Annotated in this window: 21 protein-coding genes and 1 pseudogene; 8 read left to right on the top strand and 14 right to left on the bottom strand. The window is 60.9% G+C overall.

From position 1 onward, the window contains the following. Positions 1 to 1,503, top strand: a 1,503-nt coding sequence (locus KYC_RS02410) for an AAA family ATPase (protein WP_202946573.1), incomplete at its 5' end; no start/stop codon positions are given. 144 nt (positions 1,504 to 1,647) lie between these two features. Here the strand turns inward: KYC_RS02410 and KYC_RS02415 are convergent. The 6 genes and pseudogenes from KYC_RS02415 to KYC_RS02445 all read right to left on the bottom strand — a co-directional run bounded on the left by KYC_RS02415 (position 1,648) and on the right by KYC_RS02445 (position 8,145). Then, positions 1,648 to 2,274: pseudogene (locus tag KYC_RS02415) on the bottom strand (tyrosine-type recombinase/integrase). Positions 2,275 to 2,428: 154 nt separating this feature from the next. Further along, a protein-coding gene (locus KYC_RS02420; RefSeq protein ID WP_085945404.1) for an IS3 family transposase occupies positions 2,429 to 3,516 on the bottom strand; the annotation gives its coding sequence in 2 pieces (ribosomal slippage) (positions 2,429 to 3,264 and positions 3,264 to 3,516; 1,089 coding nt in all). Positions 3,517 to 3,650: 134 nt separating this feature from the next. Next, a complete protein-coding gene (locus tag KYC_RS29410) occupies positions 3,651 to 5,321 on the bottom strand; it encodes a hypothetical protein (protein ID WP_139026490.1) in 1,671 nt (556 codons plus the stop codon). 315 nt (positions 5,322 to 5,636) lie between these two features. Next, positions 5,637 to 6,119, bottom strand: coding sequence for a hypothetical protein (locus KYC_RS02435; protein WP_008158506.1), 483 nt, complete (start codon positions 6,117 to 6,119; stop codon positions 5,637 to 5,639). A gap of 18 nt (positions 6,120 to 6,137) precedes the next feature. After that, positions 6,138 to 7,376: a hypothetical protein gene (locus KYC_RS02440; protein WP_139026491.1), complete on the bottom strand. Its 1,239-nt coding sequence runs from the start codon at positions 7,374 to 7,376 to the stop codon at positions 6,138 to 6,140. Positions 7,377 to 7,644: 268 nt separating this feature from the next. Then, positions 7,645 to 8,145: an Lrp/AsnC family transcriptional regulator gene (locus KYC_RS02445; RefSeq protein WP_043517370.1), complete on the bottom strand. Its 501-nt coding sequence runs from the start codon at positions 8,143 to 8,145 to the stop codon at positions 7,645 to 7,647. Between the two features lie 86 nt (positions 8,146 to 8,231). On the opposite strand from KYC_RS02445, the gene KYC_RS02450 reads away from it, so the two are divergent. Then, entirely contained in the window at positions 8,232 to 9,407 is a 1,176-nt protein-coding gene (locus KYC_RS02450) for an MFS transporter (protein WP_008158513.1), read from the top strand. A 146-nt stretch (positions 9,408 to 9,553) separates the two neighbouring features. Here KYC_RS02450 and KYC_RS02455 read toward each other — a convergent pair whose 3' ends face one another. Continuing rightward, positions 9,554 to 10,447 carry a LysR family transcriptional regulator gene (locus KYC_RS02455; RefSeq protein WP_008158514.1) on the bottom strand — a complete coding sequence of 298 codons (894 nt, stop codon included), beginning with the start codon at positions 10,445 to 10,447 and terminating at the stop codon, positions 9,554 to 9,556. Between the two features lie 108 nt (positions 10,448 to 10,555). On the opposite strand from KYC_RS02455, the gene KYC_RS02460 reads away from it, so the two are divergent. Genes KYC_RS02460 through KYC_RS02480 form a run of 5 tightly spaced genes read left to right on the top strand, consistent with a single transcriptional unit; the run spans position 10,556 to position 15,302 of the window. Next, entirely contained in the window at positions 10,556 to 11,920 is a 1,365-nt protein-coding gene (locus KYC_RS02460) for an acyclic terpene utilization AtuA family protein (RefSeq protein WP_008158516.1), read from the top strand. Next, on the top strand, positions 11,917 to 12,243 hold the full coding sequence (locus KYC_RS02465; protein ID WP_008158518.1) for an AtuA-related protein: 327 nt from the start codon (positions 11,917 to 11,919) through the stop codon (positions 12,241 to 12,243). The genes KYC_RS02460 and KYC_RS02465 overlap by 4 nt, the downstream gene beginning before the upstream one ends. A gap of 11 nt (positions 12,244 to 12,254) precedes the next feature. Further along, the gene (locus tag KYC_RS02470) at positions 12,255 to 13,172 is read left to right on the top strand and encodes an SMP-30/gluconolactonase/LRE family protein (RefSeq protein WP_008158520.1); all 918 of its coding nucleotides are present in this window, start codon (positions 12,255 to 12,257) and stop codon (positions 13,170 to 13,172) included. A 59-nt stretch (positions 13,173 to 13,231) separates the two neighbouring features. Beyond that, a complete protein-coding gene (locus KYC_RS02475) occupies positions 13,232 to 14,203 on the top strand; it encodes a Bug family tripartite tricarboxylate transporter substrate binding protein (RefSeq protein WP_008158522.1) in 972 nt (323 codons plus the stop codon). A gap of 7 nt (positions 14,204 to 14,210) precedes the next feature. Next, positions 14,211 to 15,302, top strand: a complete 1,092-nt coding sequence (locus KYC_RS02480) for an SDR family oxidoreductase (protein ID WP_008158524.1) — start codon at positions 14,211 to 14,213, stop codon at positions 15,300 to 15,302. A gap of 104 nt (positions 15,303 to 15,406) precedes the next feature. Here KYC_RS02480 and KYC_RS02485 read toward each other — a convergent pair whose 3' ends face one another. After that, a complete protein-coding gene (locus KYC_RS02485; RefSeq protein WP_008158526.1) occupies positions 15,407 to 15,733 on the bottom strand; it encodes a hypothetical protein in 327 nt (108 codons plus the stop codon). A 610-nt stretch (positions 15,734 to 16,343) separates the two neighbouring features. Between KYC_RS02485 and KYC_RS02490 the strand changes: the two genes are divergently transcribed. Beyond that, a complete protein-coding gene (locus tag KYC_RS02490; protein ID WP_008158527.1) occupies positions 16,344 to 16,700 on the top strand; it encodes a hypothetical protein in 357 nt (118 codons plus the stop codon). A 47-nt stretch (positions 16,701 to 16,747) separates the two neighbouring features. On the opposite strand, the gene KYC_RS02495 is transcribed toward KYC_RS02490, so the two are convergent. The 6 genes from KYC_RS02495 to KYC_RS02520 form a co-directional block, all read right to left on the bottom strand. Then, the gene (locus tag KYC_RS02495; protein ID WP_008158529.1) at positions 16,748 to 17,968 is read right to left on the bottom strand and encodes an MFS transporter; all 1,221 of its coding nucleotides are present in this window, start codon (positions 17,966 to 17,968) and stop codon (positions 16,748 to 16,750) included. 81 nt (positions 17,969 to 18,049) lie between these two features. Next, positions 18,050 to 18,841, bottom strand: coding sequence for a type I methionyl aminopeptidase (gene map, locus KYC_RS02500; protein WP_008158531.1), 792 nt, complete (start codon positions 18,839 to 18,841; stop codon positions 18,050 to 18,052). Beyond that, positions 18,842 to 19,087 carry a ParD-like family protein gene (locus tag KYC_RS02505; protein ID WP_008158533.1) on the bottom strand — a complete coding sequence of 82 codons (246 nt, stop codon included), beginning with the start codon at positions 19,085 to 19,087 and terminating at the stop codon, positions 18,842 to 18,844. A gap of 131 nt (positions 19,088 to 19,218) precedes the next feature. Next, positions 19,219 to 19,983 carry a DUF2894 domain-containing protein gene (locus KYC_RS02510; protein WP_008158535.1) on the bottom strand — a complete coding sequence of 255 codons (765 nt, stop codon included), beginning with the start codon at positions 19,981 to 19,983 and terminating at the stop codon, positions 19,219 to 19,221. Next, complete coding sequence (locus KYC_RS02515; protein ID WP_008158536.1) at positions 19,973 to 20,623, bottom strand: OmpA family protein; 651 nt, start codon at positions 20,621 to 20,623, stop codon at positions 19,973 to 19,975. The genes KYC_RS02510 and KYC_RS02515 overlap by 11 nt, the downstream gene beginning before the upstream one ends. Next, the coding region (locus tag KYC_RS02520) for a DUF802 domain-containing protein (protein WP_008158538.1) at positions 20,620 to 21,785 on the bottom strand (1,166 nt) is incomplete at its 5' end. The genes KYC_RS02520 and KYC_RS02515, both read right to left, overlap by 4 nt.

Below are 21,785 nucleotides of genomic sequence, written 5' to 3' on the forward strand. Positions count from 1 at the left end.
CTTTCGGTGCACATTGAAAACACATTCAATCTTGATGCCCACCGCATCTCGGCACACCGCGCACTTACCTTGAACCCTTCAGTTCCCAAAATAAGTGAGCGCGAAGCGATCCGGGGCTTGAGAACGGGGCTCAACCATGCTTCCGCTGGCGTTCAACACCGGGCCGGTAACCGTTGGCAAAGTAAGCAAGCTGTGAGCTTGCTCAACGACTTTGACTTTGTTGTGCAAGCGCTGTTTGCAGAGCAGGCGAATACATCCCTAGCAACTCATAAAAACGTGCGCGCCGGAACCAACCAGCCGCCTAATCCAACTTTGTTTGAGCGCCTCACCGACATATGGCAACGCCTATTGCCGCACCGCGTGCTTCACATAAGCGGCGATGATATACAAGTCTCGCCGCCGAATACTGACACCCGCTACAACGCGTCCGAGATGAGCGACGGCGAACGTGCCATTTTCTATCTAATCGGCCAAACGCTTGTGGCTGCCCCCAATTCGCTTCTCGTAATCGACGAGCCCGAGTTGCATGTACATCGATCGGTCATATCGAAGCTTTGGGACGAGCTTGAAAGCGCTCGCCAAGACTGTGCATTCGTGTTTATTACGCACGATCTCGATTTTGCCGCGGCGCGCATTGCTCAAAAATATGTGATTCGGGACTACGATCCAGCGCCGCGCTGGACGCTAGACGTTGTGCCAGATGACACGGGGTTTAGTGAGCAGACTACGACACTTATCTTAGGCAGTCGGCGACCGATCCTTTTTGTCGAGGGAGATACAGATAGTCTTGATATTGCGATCTATCGAACCTGTTATCCCGACTGGACTATTGTGCCCAGAGGCTCGTGCGAGGAAGTGATCCATTCGGTCGTCACAATGCGACGTAATCAACATCTCACACGCGTTCATTGTTCGGGCATCGTCGATGCGGATGACTACCAAGCTGATGATCTTGAGTATCTGCGCAATCTTGGCGTCGCAGCGCTGCCCGTATCAGAAATTGAAAATATCGTTTTGCTACCGCAGGTTAGCCGAGCCATTGCGGAGAGCGACGGCTATACGGGTGCAGAGCTGGCTGACCGTTTAGATAGCTTGAAGGAAGCCGTCTTTCAGAGCTTGAATACAGCGGCGGCGGTCGACCGCGTCGTTACAAGATACTGCCGCCGCCGCATCGACCGCTTGTTGAAAAAAGTCGACTTGAGTGCGGCTGGCGATGTTTCACAAATTACCGCGGATTACATCCGCCAGACCGCTGCGCTCGACATCCAAGACATTGCTCAACGCGCCACGAATCGGATAAGCGAAGCGTTACGCGATCGTGACCTTCCTACGTTGCTGGCGAATTACGATAACAAGGCGTTGATGTCCTTGGCTGCCACTCATTTAAGACGGACAAGGTTAGCTGACTTCGAAAGCTGGCTTGTCAGGGTGCTACGAAACAATAGCGTGCCCAATCTTATTGATGCGATACGGCATAATCTTCCCGTCGTTGAGGCTCAGTAACAGTGGACGTCTCAGCCATGTTGACGACGTGGGCCGGCAGAAATATCCGTTTTTTAGGCGAAGCGGACGTCCCAACGTCCGCGTTGTATTCTAGGCAAACGACTGTAGATGGCCGGCAAGCGGCCGCTCGCCTGCCAGGATGCATCAAATCTCTGTTTGTTCAGCCATCTCAAGAGCATCGTCGGCCTCGATGCCGAGATAGCGAACTGTGCTTTCCAGCTTCGTATGCCCGAGCAGCAGCTGTACGGCCCGAAGATTCTTCGTCCGGCGGTAGATCAGCGAGGCTTTTGTACGGCGCATAGTGTGGGTGCCATACGCGGTATCGTCGAGGCCAATCGATGCGACCCAGCGATGCACAATCCGGGCGTACTGCCGCGTCGACAGATGCGGCGACGTATGCAAGCGGCTCGGAAACAGAAAATCCGCCGCCTTGAGTCCTCGCGCCTCTATCCATGCTTCAAGGCTCTCACGGGTTTACTCCGTGATCTCGAATTGAACCGGACGCTGGGTCTTTTGTTGCATGACGGTGGCTCTCGCGGCCACATGGCTTCCGTGACGTATGTCCTGCACCTGCAATCGCGTGAGATCGCACGCTCGAAGCTTGCTATTGATTGCGAGATCGAAAGTTGCGAGTTCCCGGACGTTCGACGCCATCTTCAGTCTCGTTCGGATTGCCCAAATTTCTCCTAGCTTTAAAGGTGGCTTCTGCCCGGTGAGTTTGCCCTTGTTCCATGGCACACGACGGCCAACGGTGGCATTCGCGGATTCCATGACAATCTCCTTTCGCGTAAAGGGAGATTCAGTGTGCTCTTACGGAGGATCGCTATCCGACCCAAAGCGGTCGTTCGCCCGTTAGACAAGAAAACTTCAGCAAAGTCTGAATTGGTAATCCCCCCATTTTTAGCGATTGCCAGAAGTAGGAACGCTACGCGGCCATGGCTAACCGCTGTTTTGGGGTAAATCCGCCCAGAGCCATATTTGGGCGCTCGTGATTGTAGGACCACATCCACTGCGTGGCGACGCGCTGCACGTGATCCAGATCGTCCCAATGATATTGGGATAGCCATTCGTAGCGCACGGTCCTGTTGAACCATTCGACGTAGGCATTCTGCTGTGGCTTGCCCGGCTGGATATATTCGAGTTTTATGCCCCATGCCCCGGCCCACTCGACAATTGCCGCGCTCAGGTATTCGGGTCCGTTATCGCATCGAATGGCCAAGGGCTTTCCCCGCCAGCCGATGATCTGCTTGAGTGTGCGGATCACGCGCTCAGACGGCAACGAGAAGTCAACCTCAATGCCCAGCGCCTCGCGGTTGAAGTCGTCAATCACGTTGAACACGCGGATGCTGCGCCCATCGGCAAGCTGGTCATGCATGAAGTCCATCGACCATACCTGGTTCACGTTGGTGGGCACGGTCAGTGGCTCAGGCGTCTGCCGCATCAGCCGTTTGCGCGGCTTGATACGCAAGTTCAGTTCGAGCTCTCGATAGATCCGGTACACACGCTTGTGGTTCCAGCCGAAGCCTCGAACATTGCGCAGATAAAGGAAGCACAGACCAAAGTCCCAGTTGCGGTGGTTGTCGGTCAGACGTAGCAGCCAATTGGCGATCTCCTCGTTCTCAGCGTCCGCCTTGGTGACGTACCGATAACAAGTCTGGCTGACCCTGAACGCCTCGCAGGCCATCCGGATTGATACGCCGCGATCCTGCACTGCACGTTGGGCCATCTCGCGGCGGCGAGATGGCCTCACCACTTTTTTTCTAGCGCCTCCGTCACGATCTCAGCCTTAAGCTTCTCCTCGACGTACATCTTGCGCAGCCGGGCGTTCTCGGCCTCCAGCTCCTTCATGCGCGCCATCAGAGATACGTCCATGCCGCCGTACTTGGAACGCCACTTGTAGAACGTAGCCGAGCTGATGCCCAGCTCTCGGCACAGCTCAGGAACGGCAAGACCAGCCTCCACGCGCTTGATGGCTTCAATGATCTGGCTATCCGTAAATCTCGACTTCTTCATGCGGTAGAACTCCTCAACGAGAAAATTCTACTTCTGACCTCATCGCTTTTGCGGGGGGATTACCAATTCACCGGCTTGCGGGGCTTTTCGCACAGGTCTGGTGAAATGACCGGGGGCCGGCATCACAGGTGATATCAGCTCGCGCGGTTATCGAGATGTGACGGCAGCCAGCCTACAACAACGATTTGGCTCTCATCATCCCAAAAAAAGTAGAGTCGGAAACCGTATCGCCGATCCCGTGAGTCACTTCCCTTTAGATGTCGATCAAGAGGCCGGCGGCCCCCTCCATATTGGACAGAGTAAAGATCTGCGGCATATTTCACACCTTCGCCAGTCGCGCTGTCTTCGAGTTGAAGTGCATGTAGCGCTTCTTCATATGATCGCCTGCGTTCGGGTGTCCCTTCAACTCGCATTGGTACGTATTGATCACGAAGAAGCAACAGCGCGCGGTAGATAAATTGGGGGTCGTGAAACTCCGACTTTCGCACACCTTGATAAGCTCGATTAGCTATTTCAACTGATCCCGCCAAGTGCTCCTTGCACCAAGTTTCGAACTCGTCCAATGCATCTGGGATTGGCGTTGGTTGCGGAGCGACAGACTCGGCGAGCCTTTTTTCAAGCAGCCGAATTCTGTGAAGTCGTTCCAGGGCCTGTGCCTTTGCAGAATTTGCCTCTTGAATAGCCGCCTCTCGCTCTGCGTCGGCGGTGAGAAGCAACCCGTCATACTGTCCCTTCTGCTCTTGAAGATCTTTCCGCAATTGATCATTGTCCTGCTCGAAGAGTCGAATCAATTCAGCGTCCGTGCCACCTGCCTTCCTAAGTCTCTCTCGCTCCAGCTGTGCGGCAAGTTGGCGAACAGTGTTGAAACTAGGAAGTCGTTCTTCGCGTCCTGGTGCATGTGCCGCATTACTTAGCGATTGGTTCACCAGCCATTGCTCAAACTCTCCAGGGGCGGTCTCAGACCACGACGCTATTCGGTCAGGCAGAGCCAAAGGATGTTTAGATGGTTCATCGACCCAAGCGCGGAAGCCTGGGCGGTACGTACGCACAGCTTTCCTAAAAACTGATAACTCGCGCCCTACGCGATCAGTTAGGAGAAAACTGGCTGGCCCAGCGAGTACATAGACATGGGCGGCCCCAAGGGTGGCATTGTGCACCGCGTTGGCGGACGCGGCGGCCTCAGATGGATTGCTTGATCCATCAGGGAGCGCGAATACCAATACGTCGGCTTGTCGGTGTGGGTTCTCGAGTAAGGTGACTAGCTGGTCAACCTCGGAGGCAGTGGAAATCAACGATATGTCGCGCGTAAGGGGAACGCCATCGATTTCCGTTGGCCCATCGCCCATGATGGCACGCACAAAACCGGGAACAGTTCTCTGAAACGGTTCGTCAGCACCGCGACTAACGCAGATGAGGCGTGCTCCAAATAGGGTGTCGCCGTTGGCGTCCATGCCGACACCGATTTCTGTCACCCACGTGCGTAGCGGTACGGTCTTGTCTGCATCGTCAAGGCGAGCAGCCCAAAATTGGTGCTCTGGTAGAGCAATTGCGGCAGTGCGTTGTGCGCCTATGTCAGTCAGCTCAAATGATTGGCCCCGCCATGCAGCGCCAGGGAGGTTACGACCGGCCCGACGATTCATCCACTTAAGGATGTGCTTGATGCTCCCTGTAAATCGGTCATGTCCTTTCGCCGGCCTAAGCTTTAACGTAACTTGGCTTACAGGTCGCACGACCGATAGGCCTTCCCGCGGTTTTTCTGCAATAAGGGCTAGCTGTTCTTTGATGTCTTGGCTCGGTAGATTCATAGTCGTATGGGTGACGCCGAACGTTTGGGTACCAAACTAGGAAACGCAGCGACAGAAGAGTGCGGGTTGGTTACCGTTGATGCTAATTGTTACTTTTTATTGTATACCCTCGCTTACGGCTTATGGCAATGGCTGGCCGCTACTGGCCGGGAGCCGCCGTTGCTGGTCGGGTGCGTCCGGCCAGGACCGGCCGCCACTCCAAGTCAGCCCATCTTTACCTACGGCAAGTTAGGATACCCAGCCTGCGCGACGATTCGAGCACCAGGGGGTTCGGTGCAGCGGCAAAAGATCGCCGCGGCCATCGGAACTGCCCGTTCACTTATCGGTAGAGGCGTCGCCAGTGGACGGGGGCATCGCAAGCCGAGGATCCGAGGCTTTGGCGTCGGCATTGTTATCGGGCGTGACGATCCTGACGCTGGGTAGCGATACCTCGATCTGCTTGAGAGCTTCCTTGAGCAGCGAGTATTCGGCGGGGTCGACGACGATATCGAGTTTGGGGCGCGATCCATTCATCGCGTCTTGCAATCCGTGCAAGGTGGGGTTCTTCAAGACCTGATCGAGTTTCGCCAGAATCTCCTCGTGGCGCCTCTTGGCGGCGTCCGCTGCTGTCTTTCGGTAGTAGGCAGCAATAGCTTGGCTGACGATGAAGACAACGCCCGCCATGATCATGGTCTCTAAAGCGAAACTGGTGCGACTCGTCAACTCGGACGGTCCTTCCATATAAATATGGCGCATCAGGTCATCCGAGGTCGAGAGTGGCTTGTCGAATTCAGTATTGTCGTCGACGATGACTTTCATGGTTGGGTCTCCTGTCCGTCACAACTGCTCGAGCACGTCGATGGCGATATCCTGAGGGGACCGCGCGTCCAGTTGCAGATAAGGTACTGCTGCGGCGATCTTGGCACACGCGTTCGCGTCGCTGCATTCAAAGCCGCTAAGCTTCTCAAGAAGCGCTGTTGGGTGATGGGGAAAGGTCTGATCGTTCGCCTTGCTTAGCACATAGAAAGGAAGCAGGTTCCCCATGATCTTGAAATTGGCTTCGCAGAGTGTCTTGGCCATCACGCTAAACGCATATCCATGGCGATCGTAGAGCGTCTTGTAGAGCGCCAGGCCACGCGAGTACGGGGTCGACTGATCGGAGTGTATCCGCTGCAACTTGGCTTCCAGTCCGGCCTCAATCTCCTTGCCGGGTGGCCGCTGGAAACGGATGTGGGCAATCGTGCCCTCCGCCTCCTGCGCCAGTGACACGTAGCTATACAGTTCTGCAAAGCCCTCTTCCACGGTCAGTAGATGAAAGTTGATCGAGCTCTTCTTTCTTATGCTCAACGAGCGTAGTTCGGCAGGATACGATTCAACCGCCGCTCGAAAAAACGCAACTTGATCGAGAGTACTTGCCGAATAGCCGGTAGGGCGCTCGATTGCCGCTGCGGTTTGGTAGCCCGTGAGCAAATGGTCCAGTTTCGTTGCTTCGTCCTTGCTCTCTAGCGCCAGGCGGTGATGATGAGCGATTAGCGTCGAATATGCCGATTGCAGCCTGTTAGGGTCGTGATGCTTTGAGATCTCGTAGTGAACGACATCGTGGGCAGAGATGTCCGCTGCAACGTAGCTTTCAGCGACAAAGCGTTTGTTGAGTTGGTCGTTAGTCTGAAGACTAGCAAACAGCTGATCAATACAGAACATGACGAAGTGCCCCAAGTGGTTGATTTCGTCCGGTGTATGTGGTCCCTCGCACAAACCCATCCTCGCCTGGGGGGCATAAGCGAAGGGTTCTTTATCGGGTCCGATCAGGGTCACACGTATGGCCCATAGGCCCGCCAACTTCGGCCTCAGCGTGTCCCTGATCTTTTCCAGACCGGCGTCAAGCATGCTGGGATTTTTCGATAGGGACGCCAATGTGGGGCCCTGGAGAAAAAGGGCGCGCGTGGATTCCTGCAAGAAGTCCGAAGAAACCGTCGCGGCGCCTCCGGGCCATCGCGGCGAAATTGGATGGTAGAACTCCACCAGAGGAGCTAGACATGCCACGAGCGTTTCGATATCTGAACCTGGCGTCTTCATCGGAGCCCTCCGCTGGAAGGCTTGCGCAAAGCATCGCATGCCAGCTTGGAATCTGCAGGTGGTGATCAGAAGCCAACGCGTCCGCTGCCGACCTCATACTCTGCCGTCGACCGCTACACGCCGATTGGATTTCGCATACAACGCCAACTTCAACTTGGCAATTTTGACCGGCGCGCGCTTAGCGTCGTGTCATGGCTCCAACATAGACGAGCAGCATCGCGATCTGCAAGTGAAATGTGGCTGATGCCGCGCCAGCTACTCTTCGGCATCAGTCAGGCGCAGGCCCGCGTTCCAGAAATGTGGATAGCGCGATGTAGCTGCGCACTGAGCGGACGCCCTCCAGGCTTTGAATTTCCATCAGCAGAGCCTCCAGCGACTCGGTGTCATCCGCGCGCACTTTGATCAGCAGGCTGCCGTCGCCCGCTACCGTGTGGAGCTCCTCGATTTCGGGCCTTTCAGCCAGAGCCAGCAATTGGCGCGTCGCGGAGTAGCTGCTTGTGTCCACCACCAGAAACGTCAGCAGCGTCCGGCCGAGTTTGCAGCCGTCCAGGATTGCGACGGTGCTTTTGATCACGCCTTCCCGTCTCAGCCTCTTCACTCGATCATGCACCGCGGGTTTGGACAGGTGAACGATCTCGCCGAGGTCGGCATAGCTTCGCGACGCATCTTTGGCCAGCACACCTAAAATTTTTCGGTCTATCGCGTCGAGTTCGGCGGGTTTGTGCCGCACCTGCCGAACCACGTCTGCTTCTTTCTGTTGTTGTGTCATTTTGGTTTACGCCCGAAATTTGTGTCTCATAAAATCAATATAACCGAACCAGGTTCGGTGAACATATTGCAGAAAGGAATGGATTCATGCCAGTAGCACTCTTTGCGCTGGCGATTGGCGCGTTCGGAATTGGTCTTACCGAATTTGTCATCGCCGGCATACTCCCCCAGATTGCCCAGGATTTCGGTGTGGAAATTCCCACCGCCGGCCTCATGGCCACGACGTACGCCCTGGGCGTGTTTATCGGTGCCCCCATCCTGACGGTGCTGGGAGCGAAGGTCCCCAGAAAGAAGATGCTGCTAGGCTTGGCCATCATCTTCACGTTGGGCAATGCGCTTACCGCGCTCGCGCCTACGCTGCCCATCGCGTTGGCGGGCCGCATCCTCACGGCATTCAACCATGGCACCTTCTTTGGCATCGGCTCCATCATTGCGGCATCACTTGTCGCAAAGGACCGTCAGGCGAGCGCGATCGCCTTCATGTTTTCAGGCCTGACCATGGCGAATCTGGTCGGTGTGCCTGCCGGCACGTGGCTGGCGCAGGTCTATGATTGGCGTCTGGTTTTCTGGCTGATCGCCGCGATCGGTCTGGTCACCGCCATTAGCGTGGCGCTGCTTGTCCCGCAGATAAAGGCAGGAAAGGCGATCGCATTGAAGACGGAGCTTCGCGCCTTCATGGATCCCCAAGTGCTGTTGGCCATGGGAATCACCGTGTTTGGCCCAGCCGCCTTTTTCACCTCCATTACCTACATCGCCCCAATGATGGTCGAGGAGGCCGGCTTCTCGGATGCGGGCGTGGCGCGGCTGATGGTGCTTTTCGGTTTGGGCCTGGTAGCAGGGAACTGGATCGGCGGTCGCTTCGCGGACCGTTCCCTGTTCGGGACGCTGTTCGTGACCCTCGCCGGGCAGGCCGTCGTGCTGATCGTCTTCTGGTTGGGGGTGCACAGCGGCGTCATTGCTTCCGTCTCAGTCTTCCTCATGGCCGCATTCGGGTTCGCGACGGTCTCTCCAATCCAGAAGCTCGTCATGGACAGAGCGTACAGCGCCGGTGCGCCTACCATGGCAGCGTCCGTGAACATAGGCATGTTCAATCTTGGAAACGCCATCGGCGCCTGGGTCGGTGGTGCGACGATCGCGGCAGGATTCGGATTCGCTTCTCCGAACTGGGCGGGCGCAATTCTCTCGCTGATCGCGCTTGGTCTCGCTACGATTGCATGGGCGAGCGCTGGTCGCAAGTACACCGCCGTAGCCAGTGAATGCTGAAGTGAACTTCAAGGAGCTGATGGCCGTGATGCGGCGGCGCCGAATGTCGTCATCATGTCTGTGGTGATTGACGCGGCGTTCCTGAGGCAATCACGCTCCAGTTTTGAACGGTCCAATTTGCGGGGAAAGGCCCGTCCTGCGCGATCCTAGCCTGGGGCCGTCCGGCGCAAGGTATCCAGGAAATGCAGCGCTGCCGCCGACAAGGAGCGCTGCTTCTTGAGCAATATGCCGATTTCCCGCGAAGCGATGGGCGAATGCAGGGCCAAGCTGCACAGGCGCGTGGCGTCCATCAGGCGCAGGGCCAGCTGGGGCACCGCCGCGATGCCGACGCCGGCGGCCACCATCGCGCCCACGACCGAAATATTGTCGGACACGTAGGTCATCTCCGGCATCCGTCCCGATGCGGCAAGAATCCGGTCGGTGACCTGGCGAATGCTGCTGGCCGGGCCGCTCGCGATATAGGGACGGTCGGCAAAAACACTCCAGTCCACGCGTTTTCTTCCCGCCAGCGGATCGTCGACGGGGCAGATCAGCACGAATTTTTCTTGCAGCAGCGGAGAGAAGGTCACGCTGGCCGGCTGGTCGGAAACCTCGATGGATATGCCGATGTCGGCGTTGCCTTCCGAGACGGCCTGCGTGATCTGGCGTGCAGAGACGGCGTGGATATTCAGCCTCACCTGGGGATGCGATTTCTGGAAGGCTCGCGCCGCCTTTGGCAGTAAGGCGGAAGCCACCGAAGGCAACGCCCAGACATTGATGCTGCCGCGACGGCCCGCAATGAACTCCGACAAATCACTGAGGGAATCGCGGAATTCCGACAGCATGCGCATCGCAATAGGCACCAGTTCCGCGCCGGCTGCGGTAAGCGCGACACCGTGCTTGTCTCGGTCGAAGAGCCTGGCATCGAGCTTTTGTTCCGCAGCCTGCACCCGGCGGCTCAGGGCGGGCTGCGAGATATGCGCGCGTTCCGCAGCCATGCGGAAGTTGAGCGTCTCTGCCACCAACAGCACGGCTTCCAATTCGGAAATGGTCAGGGTCATCGCGTTCGTGATGCGTTTGGATTATCACCAAGATGTAAATATATCAATTTCCAGATCAGGCAAGTCACACCATACTGAGCTGAACCATAAGCACGGATGGAGACACACATGAATGAACCGCGCAAGCGGCTACGCATCGGCGTAGGCGCCGGCATGGCCGATGACCGCATCGGCCCCGCCATGCCATTGCTGGAAAGCTGCGATATCGACTACCTGGTATGCGAGTGCCTGGCTGAGCGGACGATCGCGCGGGAAACGCTGTCGCGCAGGCACGACGGCGCTCATGGCTATAACCCGATGCTGCAGGAGCGCATGCGTGCCTTTCTGCCGGCTTGCCGCGAGAAGGGCGTGCGGCTGGTGTCCAACATGGGCGCGGCCAATCCGGCCGGCGCCGCCCAGGCCGCGCTGGACATCGGCCACGACATGGGATGGGACGACCTGAAATGCGCCGCCGTCGTCGGCGATGATGTCGCCGACCGAGTGCGCCAGCATCCAGAACTTCGATTGATGGACCGCGACCTGCCGCTGGAAGCGATCCTGCCACAGCTAGCCTCCGCGAATGCGTATCTGGGCGCTGATGTCGTCCGCGATGCGCTGGCCACCGGTGCGCACGTGGTGATGACCGGCCGGGTCGCCGATCCCTCGTTGTTTCTGGGAGTGGCCCTGCATCACCACCATTGGGATTATGACGACCTCCCCAGACTGGCGGCCGGCACCATCATGGGCCACTTGCTGGAATGCTCTGCCCAGATCACCGGCGGGTACTTCGCCGACCCCGGCAAGAAGGACGTTCCGCGATTGGCCGAGCTGGCGTATCCCTTTGCCGATCTTTACAGCGACGGCGAGCTTTACATCGGTAAGCTTTCCGGCTCGGGCGGGCGCCTGGACCGCATGACCTGCGCCGAGCAGGCCCTGTACGAAATTCACGACCCGAGGGCTTATGTCACGCCCGATTGCGTACTGAATCTGGATGGCCTGCATTTCGAAGAACAGAACGCTGACCGGGTTGCCGTGCGCGGTATTCACGCCGCGCCACGCACCGACAGCTATAAAGTCGTGGTCGGTTACTTCGACGGATGGATAGGCACGGGCGAGGTCGCCTACGCAGGCGTGAACGCCATCGCCCGGGCTCGGTTGGCGGCCGACACCGTGAAGGAACGGTTCCGTCTCGATGGCGGCGTGGCCAGCGAAATCCAGGTCGACCTGATCGGCATCAGCAGCCTGCATGGCGACCATGCGCAGGCGCTGGCCAGCCATCCCTACGAGGTTCGGCTGCGGGTCGCCGCGCGCTGCCCCGACAGAAAGAGCGCCCACCTGCTCGGCGATCACGTGCGGCAGCTGAATATGCAGGGCCCTTATGGCGCTGGCGGCCCGGTCAACCTGGGCGCCAAGGAGGTCATCGCCGTGGATTCCTTGCTGATCCCGCGCGATTGGGTCAGCCCGGAAGTGATTACCTTGGGAGCTCGACCATGAGCATTCTGGTTTATGACCTGGCGCATGCGCGTGCGGGAGACAAGGGCAATACCTCGAGCATCGCCGTCATCGCTTACGACGACGACGGTTGGCGGGTGCTGCGCCAGGCGCTTACCGCCGAACGTGTCGAACAGGCCTTTGCGCATCTGGGAGCAGGGAAGGTGCGCCGTTACGAGGTGGAGAGCCTGAAGGCGCTGAATTTCGTTATCCCGAACGTGCTGTCCGGTGGCGTCACGCGCTCGCTGCGCCTGGATCCGCACGGCAAATCGCTCAGCTCGCTGATGCTGGGAATCGAGCTTCCGGCCAATCAACCGCAATCCTGAAAGGACGCGCAATGTATCCTCCCGCTGAACCCATGGGCACCGAGGTTTTCGCCCGGCTGCCCGAATCCCTGTACCTGACCGAACAGAGTTCGAGCTGGCTGGCCGCGCGCCACGTGAAGATGCACTCTTTTCTGGAGGGGCCTTCGTTCGACCGCGCCGGCAATCTCTGGTGCGTCGATCTGGCACACGGGCGCATCCTGCGCGTGGATCCGGCAGGCAACTTCGAGGTCATCGTCAGCTACGACGGCGAACCCAACGGCCTGAAGATCCATCGAGACGGGCGCATCTTCGTTGCCGATCACCTGCACGGGTTGATGCTTTTGGATCCCGAAGCCCGCAGCATCCGGCCGTGCCTGCAGCACGTGCAGCGTGAAGGATTGAAGGGCCTGAACGATTTGTTCTTCGCCTCCAATGGCGACCTGTACTTCACCGATCAGGGTGAAAGCGCCCTGGAGAATCCAACCGGCCGCGTCTTCCGCCTGCGCGCCGACGGCAAGACCGTGGACCTCTTGATGGATGGCCTGGCCGGGCCCAACGGCCTGGTCATGAACAAAGCCGAGAATGTGCTTTATGTGGCCATCACCCACGACAACGCGATCTATGCGCTGCGGCTGGAACCCGGCGGCCAGATGAAGAAGGCCAGCCGTTTCATCCAGCTGTCCGGCAGCACCGCCGGGCCGGACGGGTTGGCCATCGACAGCGCCGGCAACCTGGCGGTGGTCCATGCCCAGGCAGGCACCGTTTGGCTGTTCAGCCCCTTGGGCGAACCCCTTTACCGCATCCGGTCGTGCGCAGGCATGCGGACCACCAACGTCGCATTCGGCGGCGACGACATGCGCAGCTTGTACATCACCGAAGCGGAGCAGGGCGTCATTCTGCGCGCCCGCCTGCCGCATCCCGGCAAGCCGATGTACTCGCACCGGGATTGACCTGTCTGCGACGCACACCATTCACGCAAAAAAAATCACCATACACCGGAGACAACATCATGATTTCCTTCCGATTGATTGCCGGGCTGGCGCTGGGCCTTGCCGCTGTTACGAGCGCACAGGCCGCCGATTCCTATCCCGCGCGTCCCATCCGCCTGATCGCCACCTTCGGTCCGGGCAGCTCCATCGACATCATTGCCCGCCTGGTTGCCAAGCCTTTGGGCGAGCAGCTTGGCCAGCCGGTGATCGTCGAGAACAAACCCGGCGCCGGCGGCGACCTGGGCACCGACCTTGTCGCCAAGTCCGCCAAGGATGGGTACACCATTGGCTTCGCCTCCGCCGGACCGATCACGGTCAATCCCAATGCCCGCAGCAAGATGCCCTATGACCCGCTCAAAGACCTGACGCCCGTAGCCCTGGTGGCGACGGGCCCGAACGTCATCCTGGTCAATTCCTCGATCCCGGTGACGAACCTGAAGGAATTGATCGCCTATATCAAGGCCAATCCGAACAAGGTCAATTACGCATCGGCGGGCGTCGGCACCAGCGGCCATATCGCAGGTGAATTGTTCCAGCACCTGTCCAAGACCGAAATCCTGCACGTGCCCTACAAGGGCAATAGCGATGCCATCACCGACACCCTGGGCGGGCGCACCCAGATGGTCATCAGCGGCGTTCCGCCCATCCTGTCGTTCGTGAAGTCCGGCCAGCTACGCGCCCTGGCCGTCGCGGACACCAAGCGCTCGCCACTGCTGCCGGACGTGCCCACCGTTGGCGAAGCCGGCCTGCCGGGCGCCGAAAGCGTCGCCTGGTACGGAATCGTGGCGCCCGCAGGTACGCCGCAGGCCATTTTGGATCGCCTCCACGATGAGATCATCAAGGCGGTGAACAACCCTGAAACGCAAGAGAAGTTCGCCGGCCTGGGCATTGTTCCGTCCTCGGACAGTCGAACGGTCTTCGGCAAGCGCATGGCGGATGAGTACGTGCGCTTCAAGGAGCTGTTCAAGCAGATCAACCTTGTGATGGACTGAGGGAATCATGTCGCGAACCGTTATCGTCACTGGCGCCAGCGGGCTGGTTGGCTCCGCTGCCATCGACTCCTTCCTGAACGCCGGCTGGGAAGTCATCGCCGTCTCCCGGCGGCGTCCGGAAATCATCAGCGAACGGCCGTTCACCCATCTGCAGATAGATTTGCAGGACACCGAGGCCTGCCGTCGCGCCTTCGAGTCCTTGCCGCAAGTCACGCATGTCTTCTATGCGGCCGTCTATGAAAAGCCCGGCCTCATTGCGGGCTGGCAGGATCCGGAGCAGATGGCCACCAACCTGAGCATGATCAGGAACGTGATCGAGCCGCTGGCCCGCACCGGTGGGCTGCGTCATGTCACAGTTCTGCAGGGCACCAAGGCCTATGGCGTGCACCTGCACCCCATTCGCATCCCGGCGCGCGAGCGCCAGCCCCGGGACGACCATCCGAACTCGTACTGGTTCCAGGAAGACTACATCCGCGAAACAGCGACGCGATGCGGCTTTGGTTGGACCATCTTTCGTCCCACCATCGTGGTCGGCCCCAACGTGGGCGTGGCAATGAATACCGTGCCGGTGATCGGTGTCTATGCGGCGGTGTGCCGCGCCGAAGGCAAGCCGTTTGGCTATCCCGGCCACATTGCCTATCCACGCGAAGCCGTGGATGTGCGTCTCATCGGTGATGCGGGGGTCTGGACTGCGGAGAATCCGCAGGCCTGGAACGAACACTTCAACCTGACCAACGGCGAAGTCTTCAGTTGGCGCGATCTGTGGCCGTCGCTGGCGGAGTTCCTGTGCGTCGAACCGGGCCCGGACCAACCCGTCCGCCTGGCCGATTATCTGCCCAGCCGCGCGAAGCTGTGGGACGAGATCGTCAAGCGACATTGCTTGCGTCCCCTGACCATGGCCCAAATCCTGGGCGAATCCCATTACTCCGCCGACGCCCGGTTCGGCTACGGACTGAAAACACCACCGCCGCCGGCCTTCGTCAGCACGGTGAAGATCAAGCAGGCGGGCTTCACGCAGACTTACGACACCGAGGCAAGCGTCAAGCACTGGCTGCAGGTGCTGATGGAGCGGAAGATTATTCCGGGTCGCTTGGATTAGGGGAGGGGCGGTCGTGGGGCGGCAGTGGTGATTGCGGTAGGGGGTTAACGACCCGTAGCGGCCGTTCGCAGCGTCACAGGTCAAATGCCTGCTTTGCGTGGCTACTACTGCGGGCGCGTCGCCGAAATCGCCTTGAGCTGCGCGCAGGTCTTTTCCTTATCAGCCGCGCTTAGCGAGCCCAGTTGACCCTTGGTCGCGGTGTACGACTGCGAGAAGGCAGCGTCGAAGTCCGCGGCAGCCATGCCCTGGGCGCCTGCCGACGTCTTCTGCTGTTGCTTCATCTGGTCCAGCTGCGCGGCCGTATAGGCATTGCAGTACTCGGCGGCGGCATGCATCTGGCCGCCCAGCGCAGCCAGGTTCGGCATCTGGCCGGGAACGGTCTGTTGCGCCACGGCGGCGCCACTCCCGAAGGTCAGGGCGGCGGTCAGCAAAGCGGCCTTCTGGCCGCAAGAAACAACGGCGCGAGCTTGCTTGAGAAACGGCAATTCAGGTCTCCAATGGAATAAAGGTTCGGGTTGCGCAGCACCGCCGGCGATCGTGCTGCCGACGCGGCGGATGCAATATGCCCGGTTTGCTGTTATTGGCTTATGACTTGATGCAACGATGTGTATCGCCAGCCGCGTAGGCCGGCGAGGCGGCTGTTATCAGACGCGAGCAGACACTTGAGCGTTCGAAAAATGTGGCGCCGCGCTAACCACATTGGCATCGCTGTTGGCGTCGGCGTCCCAAAATACGATGCTAAGTCAACGCAAGCTGCTGAAAAATAAGGCGTTATTGCGGAGCTGTGTATGTTTGGGATAGAGTTCAAACATCCCAAAGCTGCACCTTCGCTGCATGCTCCATGAGACCTTTGGATCGAAGATTCGTCGGGTGCGAGCCGCACCGGGTCTGACCACAAGCGGCTAGTCCGCACCGCGCGTTTGCATCGTCCACTGATCGTTGGGCGATTCAATTCACCCTGGCCCCGAGGGACGGCGGGAGTTCGGTTTTCGCTCCCACATATACCGGTGGGCCGTAGCGTACTCAAAGCGGAATATCTCAATGATGACTCCGGAAATGCCAGACGACGACTTGGTACGGACCCGCAGCCACAGGCCACGCGATCTGCCTCAGGGCTTTCGGGCTGGATTGATTACGGCCATCACGGTATTGCTGGGCTTTTCGCTGGGTTTTCTGCGCTTCTGGGGCTTCGACGCGCCGGGCGATTGGAGCGCGTTGTCCGTGCTGCCGGGCGTGTCCTTGTTGCTCGCTAGTCTGCTGCAGATAATTGCTCTTTTCCGCGCTTTGCGTTTGGAGGATGAAGCCGAGGCTGAATACCGGAAAACCGTGCGATGGTTCATCGCGTCGGCAGTGCTGCTGTTGCTGGGTCTGACAGCGGCGTTGTGGGAGGCGGCGTGATTCAGCGCCATTCGAGTTCCGAAATCCATCGGCGCTGAACATTCATCTCAAGAAACCACCGCCTCCGGCTGCCTGCGCAATCTCAGCACCGGCGACGTAAACAGCACCGCGAACTGAATAAAAAACCCGATCGTCGATACCCACAAACACGCCGCCACGCCGAATCGAGCAGCCAGCGCGGCCCCGATCAACGCCCCAATCGGCCGGGCGCCAAAGTTCGCCGTCACGATGACCGACGACACCCGGCCCAGTAGCGCATTCGGCGTGACCGACTGGCGTAGCGTGGTGGTGGTGATGGTCCACAGGATGGGGCCCGCGCCGAACAGGAAGAAGCCCACCGCAGCCCACACGCCTGACGGGAATATCAGCGTGGATAGCAGGATGAAGCTTGCCAGCAGCGCCGACAGCGGCCCCGCGCCGATCATGGCGCCGAAGGGCAGGCGGCGGGCGAGCCAGGGGGCGGCGAGGGCGCCGGCCAGCATGCCTGCGCCGTAGATGCCCAGCGTGAAGCCGACGCCTGCCGCCGACAATCCCAGCCGTTCGACGGCGTAGGCGACGTAGATCGCCAGCAGCACGAACCAGGCGGTGTTGAAGAAGAGGGCGGTGATGAGCACGGGGCGCAGCAGGGGATGGGTGGCGACGAAGGCGGCGCCTTCGCGCAGTTCGGCCAGCGGGTGGCGGCGCTGGGCGGGTTTGGGCGGGTCGTGGGGTAGGCCGGCCAGGAGTACGGCAGCCAGTAGCGACAGCGTCGTCGCCAGCACGTAAGCGGTCGAGGCGCCCATCCAGCCCACCAGCGCGCCGCCGGCGGCGGGGCCGGCGGAGAATGCGGCGCTGCGGGCGAGTTCGAGCCAGCGGTTGGCGCTGGCCAGTTCAGCAGGCGGGACCAGCCGCGGCACGAGGGCAGGGGCGGCGACGTTGTACGCGACGGTGCCTACCGCGCCCAGGAAGCCCAGGGCGGCCAGCCATTGGAGGCTGAGTCCTCCTGCCCACAAGAGTGCGAGCAGGCCGAGCAGGCTGGCGGCGCGCACGATTTCGGCGGCTGTCATGAGTGTGCGGCGCGAGATGCGGTCGGCGAGCACGCCTGCGGGCAGGGATAGCAAGAGGAAGGGCAGGGTCTGCGCGGTCTGCAGGTAGCCGGTCTGCGCGGCGTTGGCCCCCAGGGCCAGTACGGCGTAGAGCGGCGCGGCGGCCAGGGCGATCTGCTCGGAGAATTGCGCGGCGAGGTTCGAGGCGGCCAGGCGCCGGAACGCGGAGGGCAGGGCGGGCATGAGGGGGGCGGGGGCGCCGCGCAAACGACAAGGGCACGATCATAGTCGTGCCCTTGGGGTCTTGCACTCCGGTCCTTGCGGTCAGGGAATCGGCGGGTAGTCGCCGAAGCCGTCGGGCCAGGTGGTCAGCACGTCGTAGCCGGTTTCGGTGACGACGACCATGTGTTCCCACTGGGCGGACAGCGAGCGGTCTTTGGTGACAACCGTCCAGCCATCGGGAAGCTGTTTGGTCTGCGGCTTGCCGGCGTTGATCATGGGTTCGATGGTGAACATCATGCCGGGCTGCAGGACCATGCCTTCGCCGGGGCGGCCGTAGTGCAGGACCTGCGGGTCGTCGTGGTAGATCTGGCCGATGCCGTGGCCGCAGTATTCGCGCACGATGCTGAAGTGTTCGCGGTGCGCGACGGTCTGGATGGCGTGGCCGATGTCGCCGAGGGTGGCGCCGGGCTTGACGGCCATGATGCCGGCGCGCATGGCTTCGTAGGTGGTGTTGACCAGGCGGCGCGCGAGCGGGCTGGGCTGGCCGACGTAGTACATGCGGCTGGTGTCGCCAAACCAGCCGTCCTTGATGACGGCGACGTCGATGTTCAGGATGTCGCCGTTCTTGAGGACCTTGGACGAGGGGATGCCGTGGCAGATGACGTGGTTGACCGACGCACAGATGGTCTTGGGAAAGCCGTGGTAGCCGACGTTGGCGGGGATGGCCTTGAGGACGTTGACGATGTAGTCGTGGCAGATGCGGTCGATTTCGTCGGTGGTGACGCCGGGGCGGACGTGTTCGCCGATCATGTGCAGGACTTCAGCCGCCATGGCGCCGGCCTTGCGGGCCATTTCGATGTCGGCGGCGGATTTGATGGATACCTTCTTGGCCATTTACGCGGCCTCCTGTTGCGGGGGCTGCGGCAGACTCTGGGAGAGGGAGGCGATGGCGAAGCCTTCGGCCTGGTCGATGCGGATCAGGAGCTGGCAGATGTCGGCGTGGCGCAGTTCGGGGTAGAGCTCGGACAGCATGCCGATGCGCATCCAGTGTTCGGCCTGGGAGTTGATCGAGCGGCTGAGCGCGCCGCTGGCGACACGCAGGTTCTCGTGCATCTGCTCGGAGATTTTGACGATGCCCATAGTGGATGTTCCGTATATGGTTTGTATATGGAACGTATGGTACTGCTAGGCGGGGGGCGGAGGCAAATCGAGCTGGGGGGCGGTGCGGGGGCTCGATTGGGTGTCAGACACCTCGCGAGGTGGCCGGGGTGTCAGACACTTTGCGAGGGCTGGATGGCGTCCTTGCTTTCCTTGGGTTCCTTACGCGCCTTGCCACGCGTGGTCTTCTTCGCCGCGCCGGCGCGGGGCGTTTCCTTGGCGGGGGGCGCTGTGGCTGCGGTCATTTGTTCCATCCACATCAGCGCGTCGGTGTAGGACAGGAATTGCTGCAGATAGCCGGGCGAGACTTCGCGCATCAGGGACAGGGCCCGGTGCACGAGCTGGTTGGAGTTGAGCGGGCCGGCGTTCTTGTGCACCTGCTCTTGCGACTGGCGCACCTGGCGGTCGGCGCTGACGCGGGACCAGATGGCGCGGAAGTAGTCGAGCATGGGCAATTCGGGATACGCGCCGCGCAGGCCTAGCGCGTCGCGGATGTCGGGATCGCCCTGCGCGATCGGGTTGGCGATGTAGTCGATCAGGCCGGCGAGAGGGCTGGCCGCGAGGGCATGGTCCGCATCGGCGGCATTGACGGCATCAACGGCCTCGGCTGCATCCCGCAGCAAGGCCGCATCCAGCGTAGACGGCGCATCCTCATGCTCACCCGCTGCTTCCACCGCCGCGGCATAAGCCTGCAGCAACGCGTTCAGCCGTTCATCCAACAACTGCCGCGCCGGACCGGCATAGGCCGCCGCCCGGCGGTCCAGCGCGTCCAGGAAATGGAATCGTATGGGGTCAATCCGATCTGCCCCGCTGGCGCGCCAGGCGTCCAGCACCGTCCGGGCGTCCGGGAACGCCGCGCGGGCGCCGTCACTGCTCACCGGGCTTACCCGCTTCGTTGGAGGGTCGGGGGATGGGCGTGATTTCCACGCGGCGGTTCTTGGCGCGGCCTTCTTCGTCGGTGTTGGACGCGACGGGCTGTTCGGATCCGAAGGCTGCCGCGAAGACGGACGACGACGCGACGCCTTCGTCGATCAGGGCGCGGGTTACGGTCAGGGCGCGCTGGGCGGACAGATCCCAGTTGTCGGCGAAGCGGCGGTTGCCTTCGCGCACCAGCTGGTCGTCGGTGAAGCCGCTGACCATCAGGATTTCGTTGCGGGTCTTCAGGTACGCGGACAGGGGCTCGATCAGGCTTTTGAGGATCTCGCGGCCTTCGGGCTGCAGTTGATCGGAGTTCAGCGCGAACAGGACGCTGCCGCTGATGCCGATGCGCCCGTTGACGAGCGTGACGCGGCCGGCGGCCAGGGGGCCGGCCAGCGCCTGCTCCAGGGTTTCGCGGCGCTGGGTTTCGACCTGGCGCTGCTTGACCTCTTCTTCGAGCTGCGTCGACAACTGCAACTGCACTGCGACCACGCTGACCAGGATCAGGACGAAGGCGCCCAGCAGCACCGACATCAGGTCGCCGAAGACCGCCCACGCCGGGGCGGAGGGCTCCACGCCGCCGTCGATATCCTCGCTCATGCCGTTTCCGCTCCGGCGGTGGCGCGCTGGGTGGCCAGCTGCTGCAGGTTTTCGATGATCTGCTTCTGCGACATCAGGCTCAGGTCGACGACTTCACGGGCCTGCGCCACGTAGTACGAGAGCTGTTCGTCGCCGCGCGCGATGGACTTGTCCAGCGCGGCTTCGATGCGTTGCAGGTGGGCCATCAGCCTGTCGTTGGTTTCGCCGAAGGACTGCACCGCTACGCCGAAGGATTCGCCCAGGCTGGCGACTTCGACGGCGCCGCTGGTGACCAGCGAGGCCACTTCGGTGAGCTTGCCGGTTTCGGCTTCGACCTTGTCGGTGAACTGCGCGCCCACGCGGTCCAGCATGTCGGCCGACGATGCGACCAGCGCGTCCACGGCGGTGCGCTGTTCGGCGGCGGTGTGGTTGACGGCGTCCAGCAGGGTGCCCAGCGTTTCCAGCAGGCGGCTGCGTTCTTGCAGCATGTCGTTGTCGCGCACCATACTGTCGGACAGTTTCTGGCGCAGTTCGCCGATGACTTCGGCGGCGGCGCGCGGCGCTTCGGACGCGGCCTGCACCAGGCGGCCGATTTCGGCGATGGTTTCGCTGGCGTGCGCTTGCGTGCGGGCGGTGATGTCGTCCGCGGTCAGGCTGAGCGTGTCGCAGATCTGCTGCTGTTGGCTGGCCGCTTGCGCGCCGGCCTGTTCCCATTCGGCGCGCAGCGCGTCGGCCATGGCGGCCAGCTTGGCGGTCCAGGCTTCCAGGCGCGCTTCGTCGTTGGCGGCCAGGGTGGATTGCAGCGTGGCGTGCGATTGGTCCAGGGTTTGCAGAAGTTCGGCGGAATGCTGGCCGAAGACGGCGGACGCGGATTCCAGGGCCTGCTGGTTGTCGCTGGCGAGCTGCTTGCCGACCTGTTCCTGACGCGCCTGCGCATCGGTCCAGGCCTGCGTGACGCTGCCGGCCGCCGTTTCCAGGCGGGTGGACAGGTTTTCCAGCAGGTTGGCCTGCGCCTGGGTTTGCGCGCTGATGTCGCGCGCGGTCTGGGTCAGGGTGTCGCTGATTTCGAGCTGGCGCAGGGCGGCTTGCGTGCCGGCCTGTTCCCATTCTTCGCCGAGCGTTGGCGGCCATCGTGGCCAGCGTGCCGGTCCAGGCGGCCAGGCGTTCCTGGTCGCGCGAGGCC

It is taken from the genome of Achromobacter arsenitoxydans SY8 (genome assembly GCF_000236785.1).
GTDB lineage: Bacteria > Pseudomonadota > Gammaproteobacteria > Burkholderiales > Burkholderiaceae_B > Achromobacter > Achromobacter arsenitoxydans.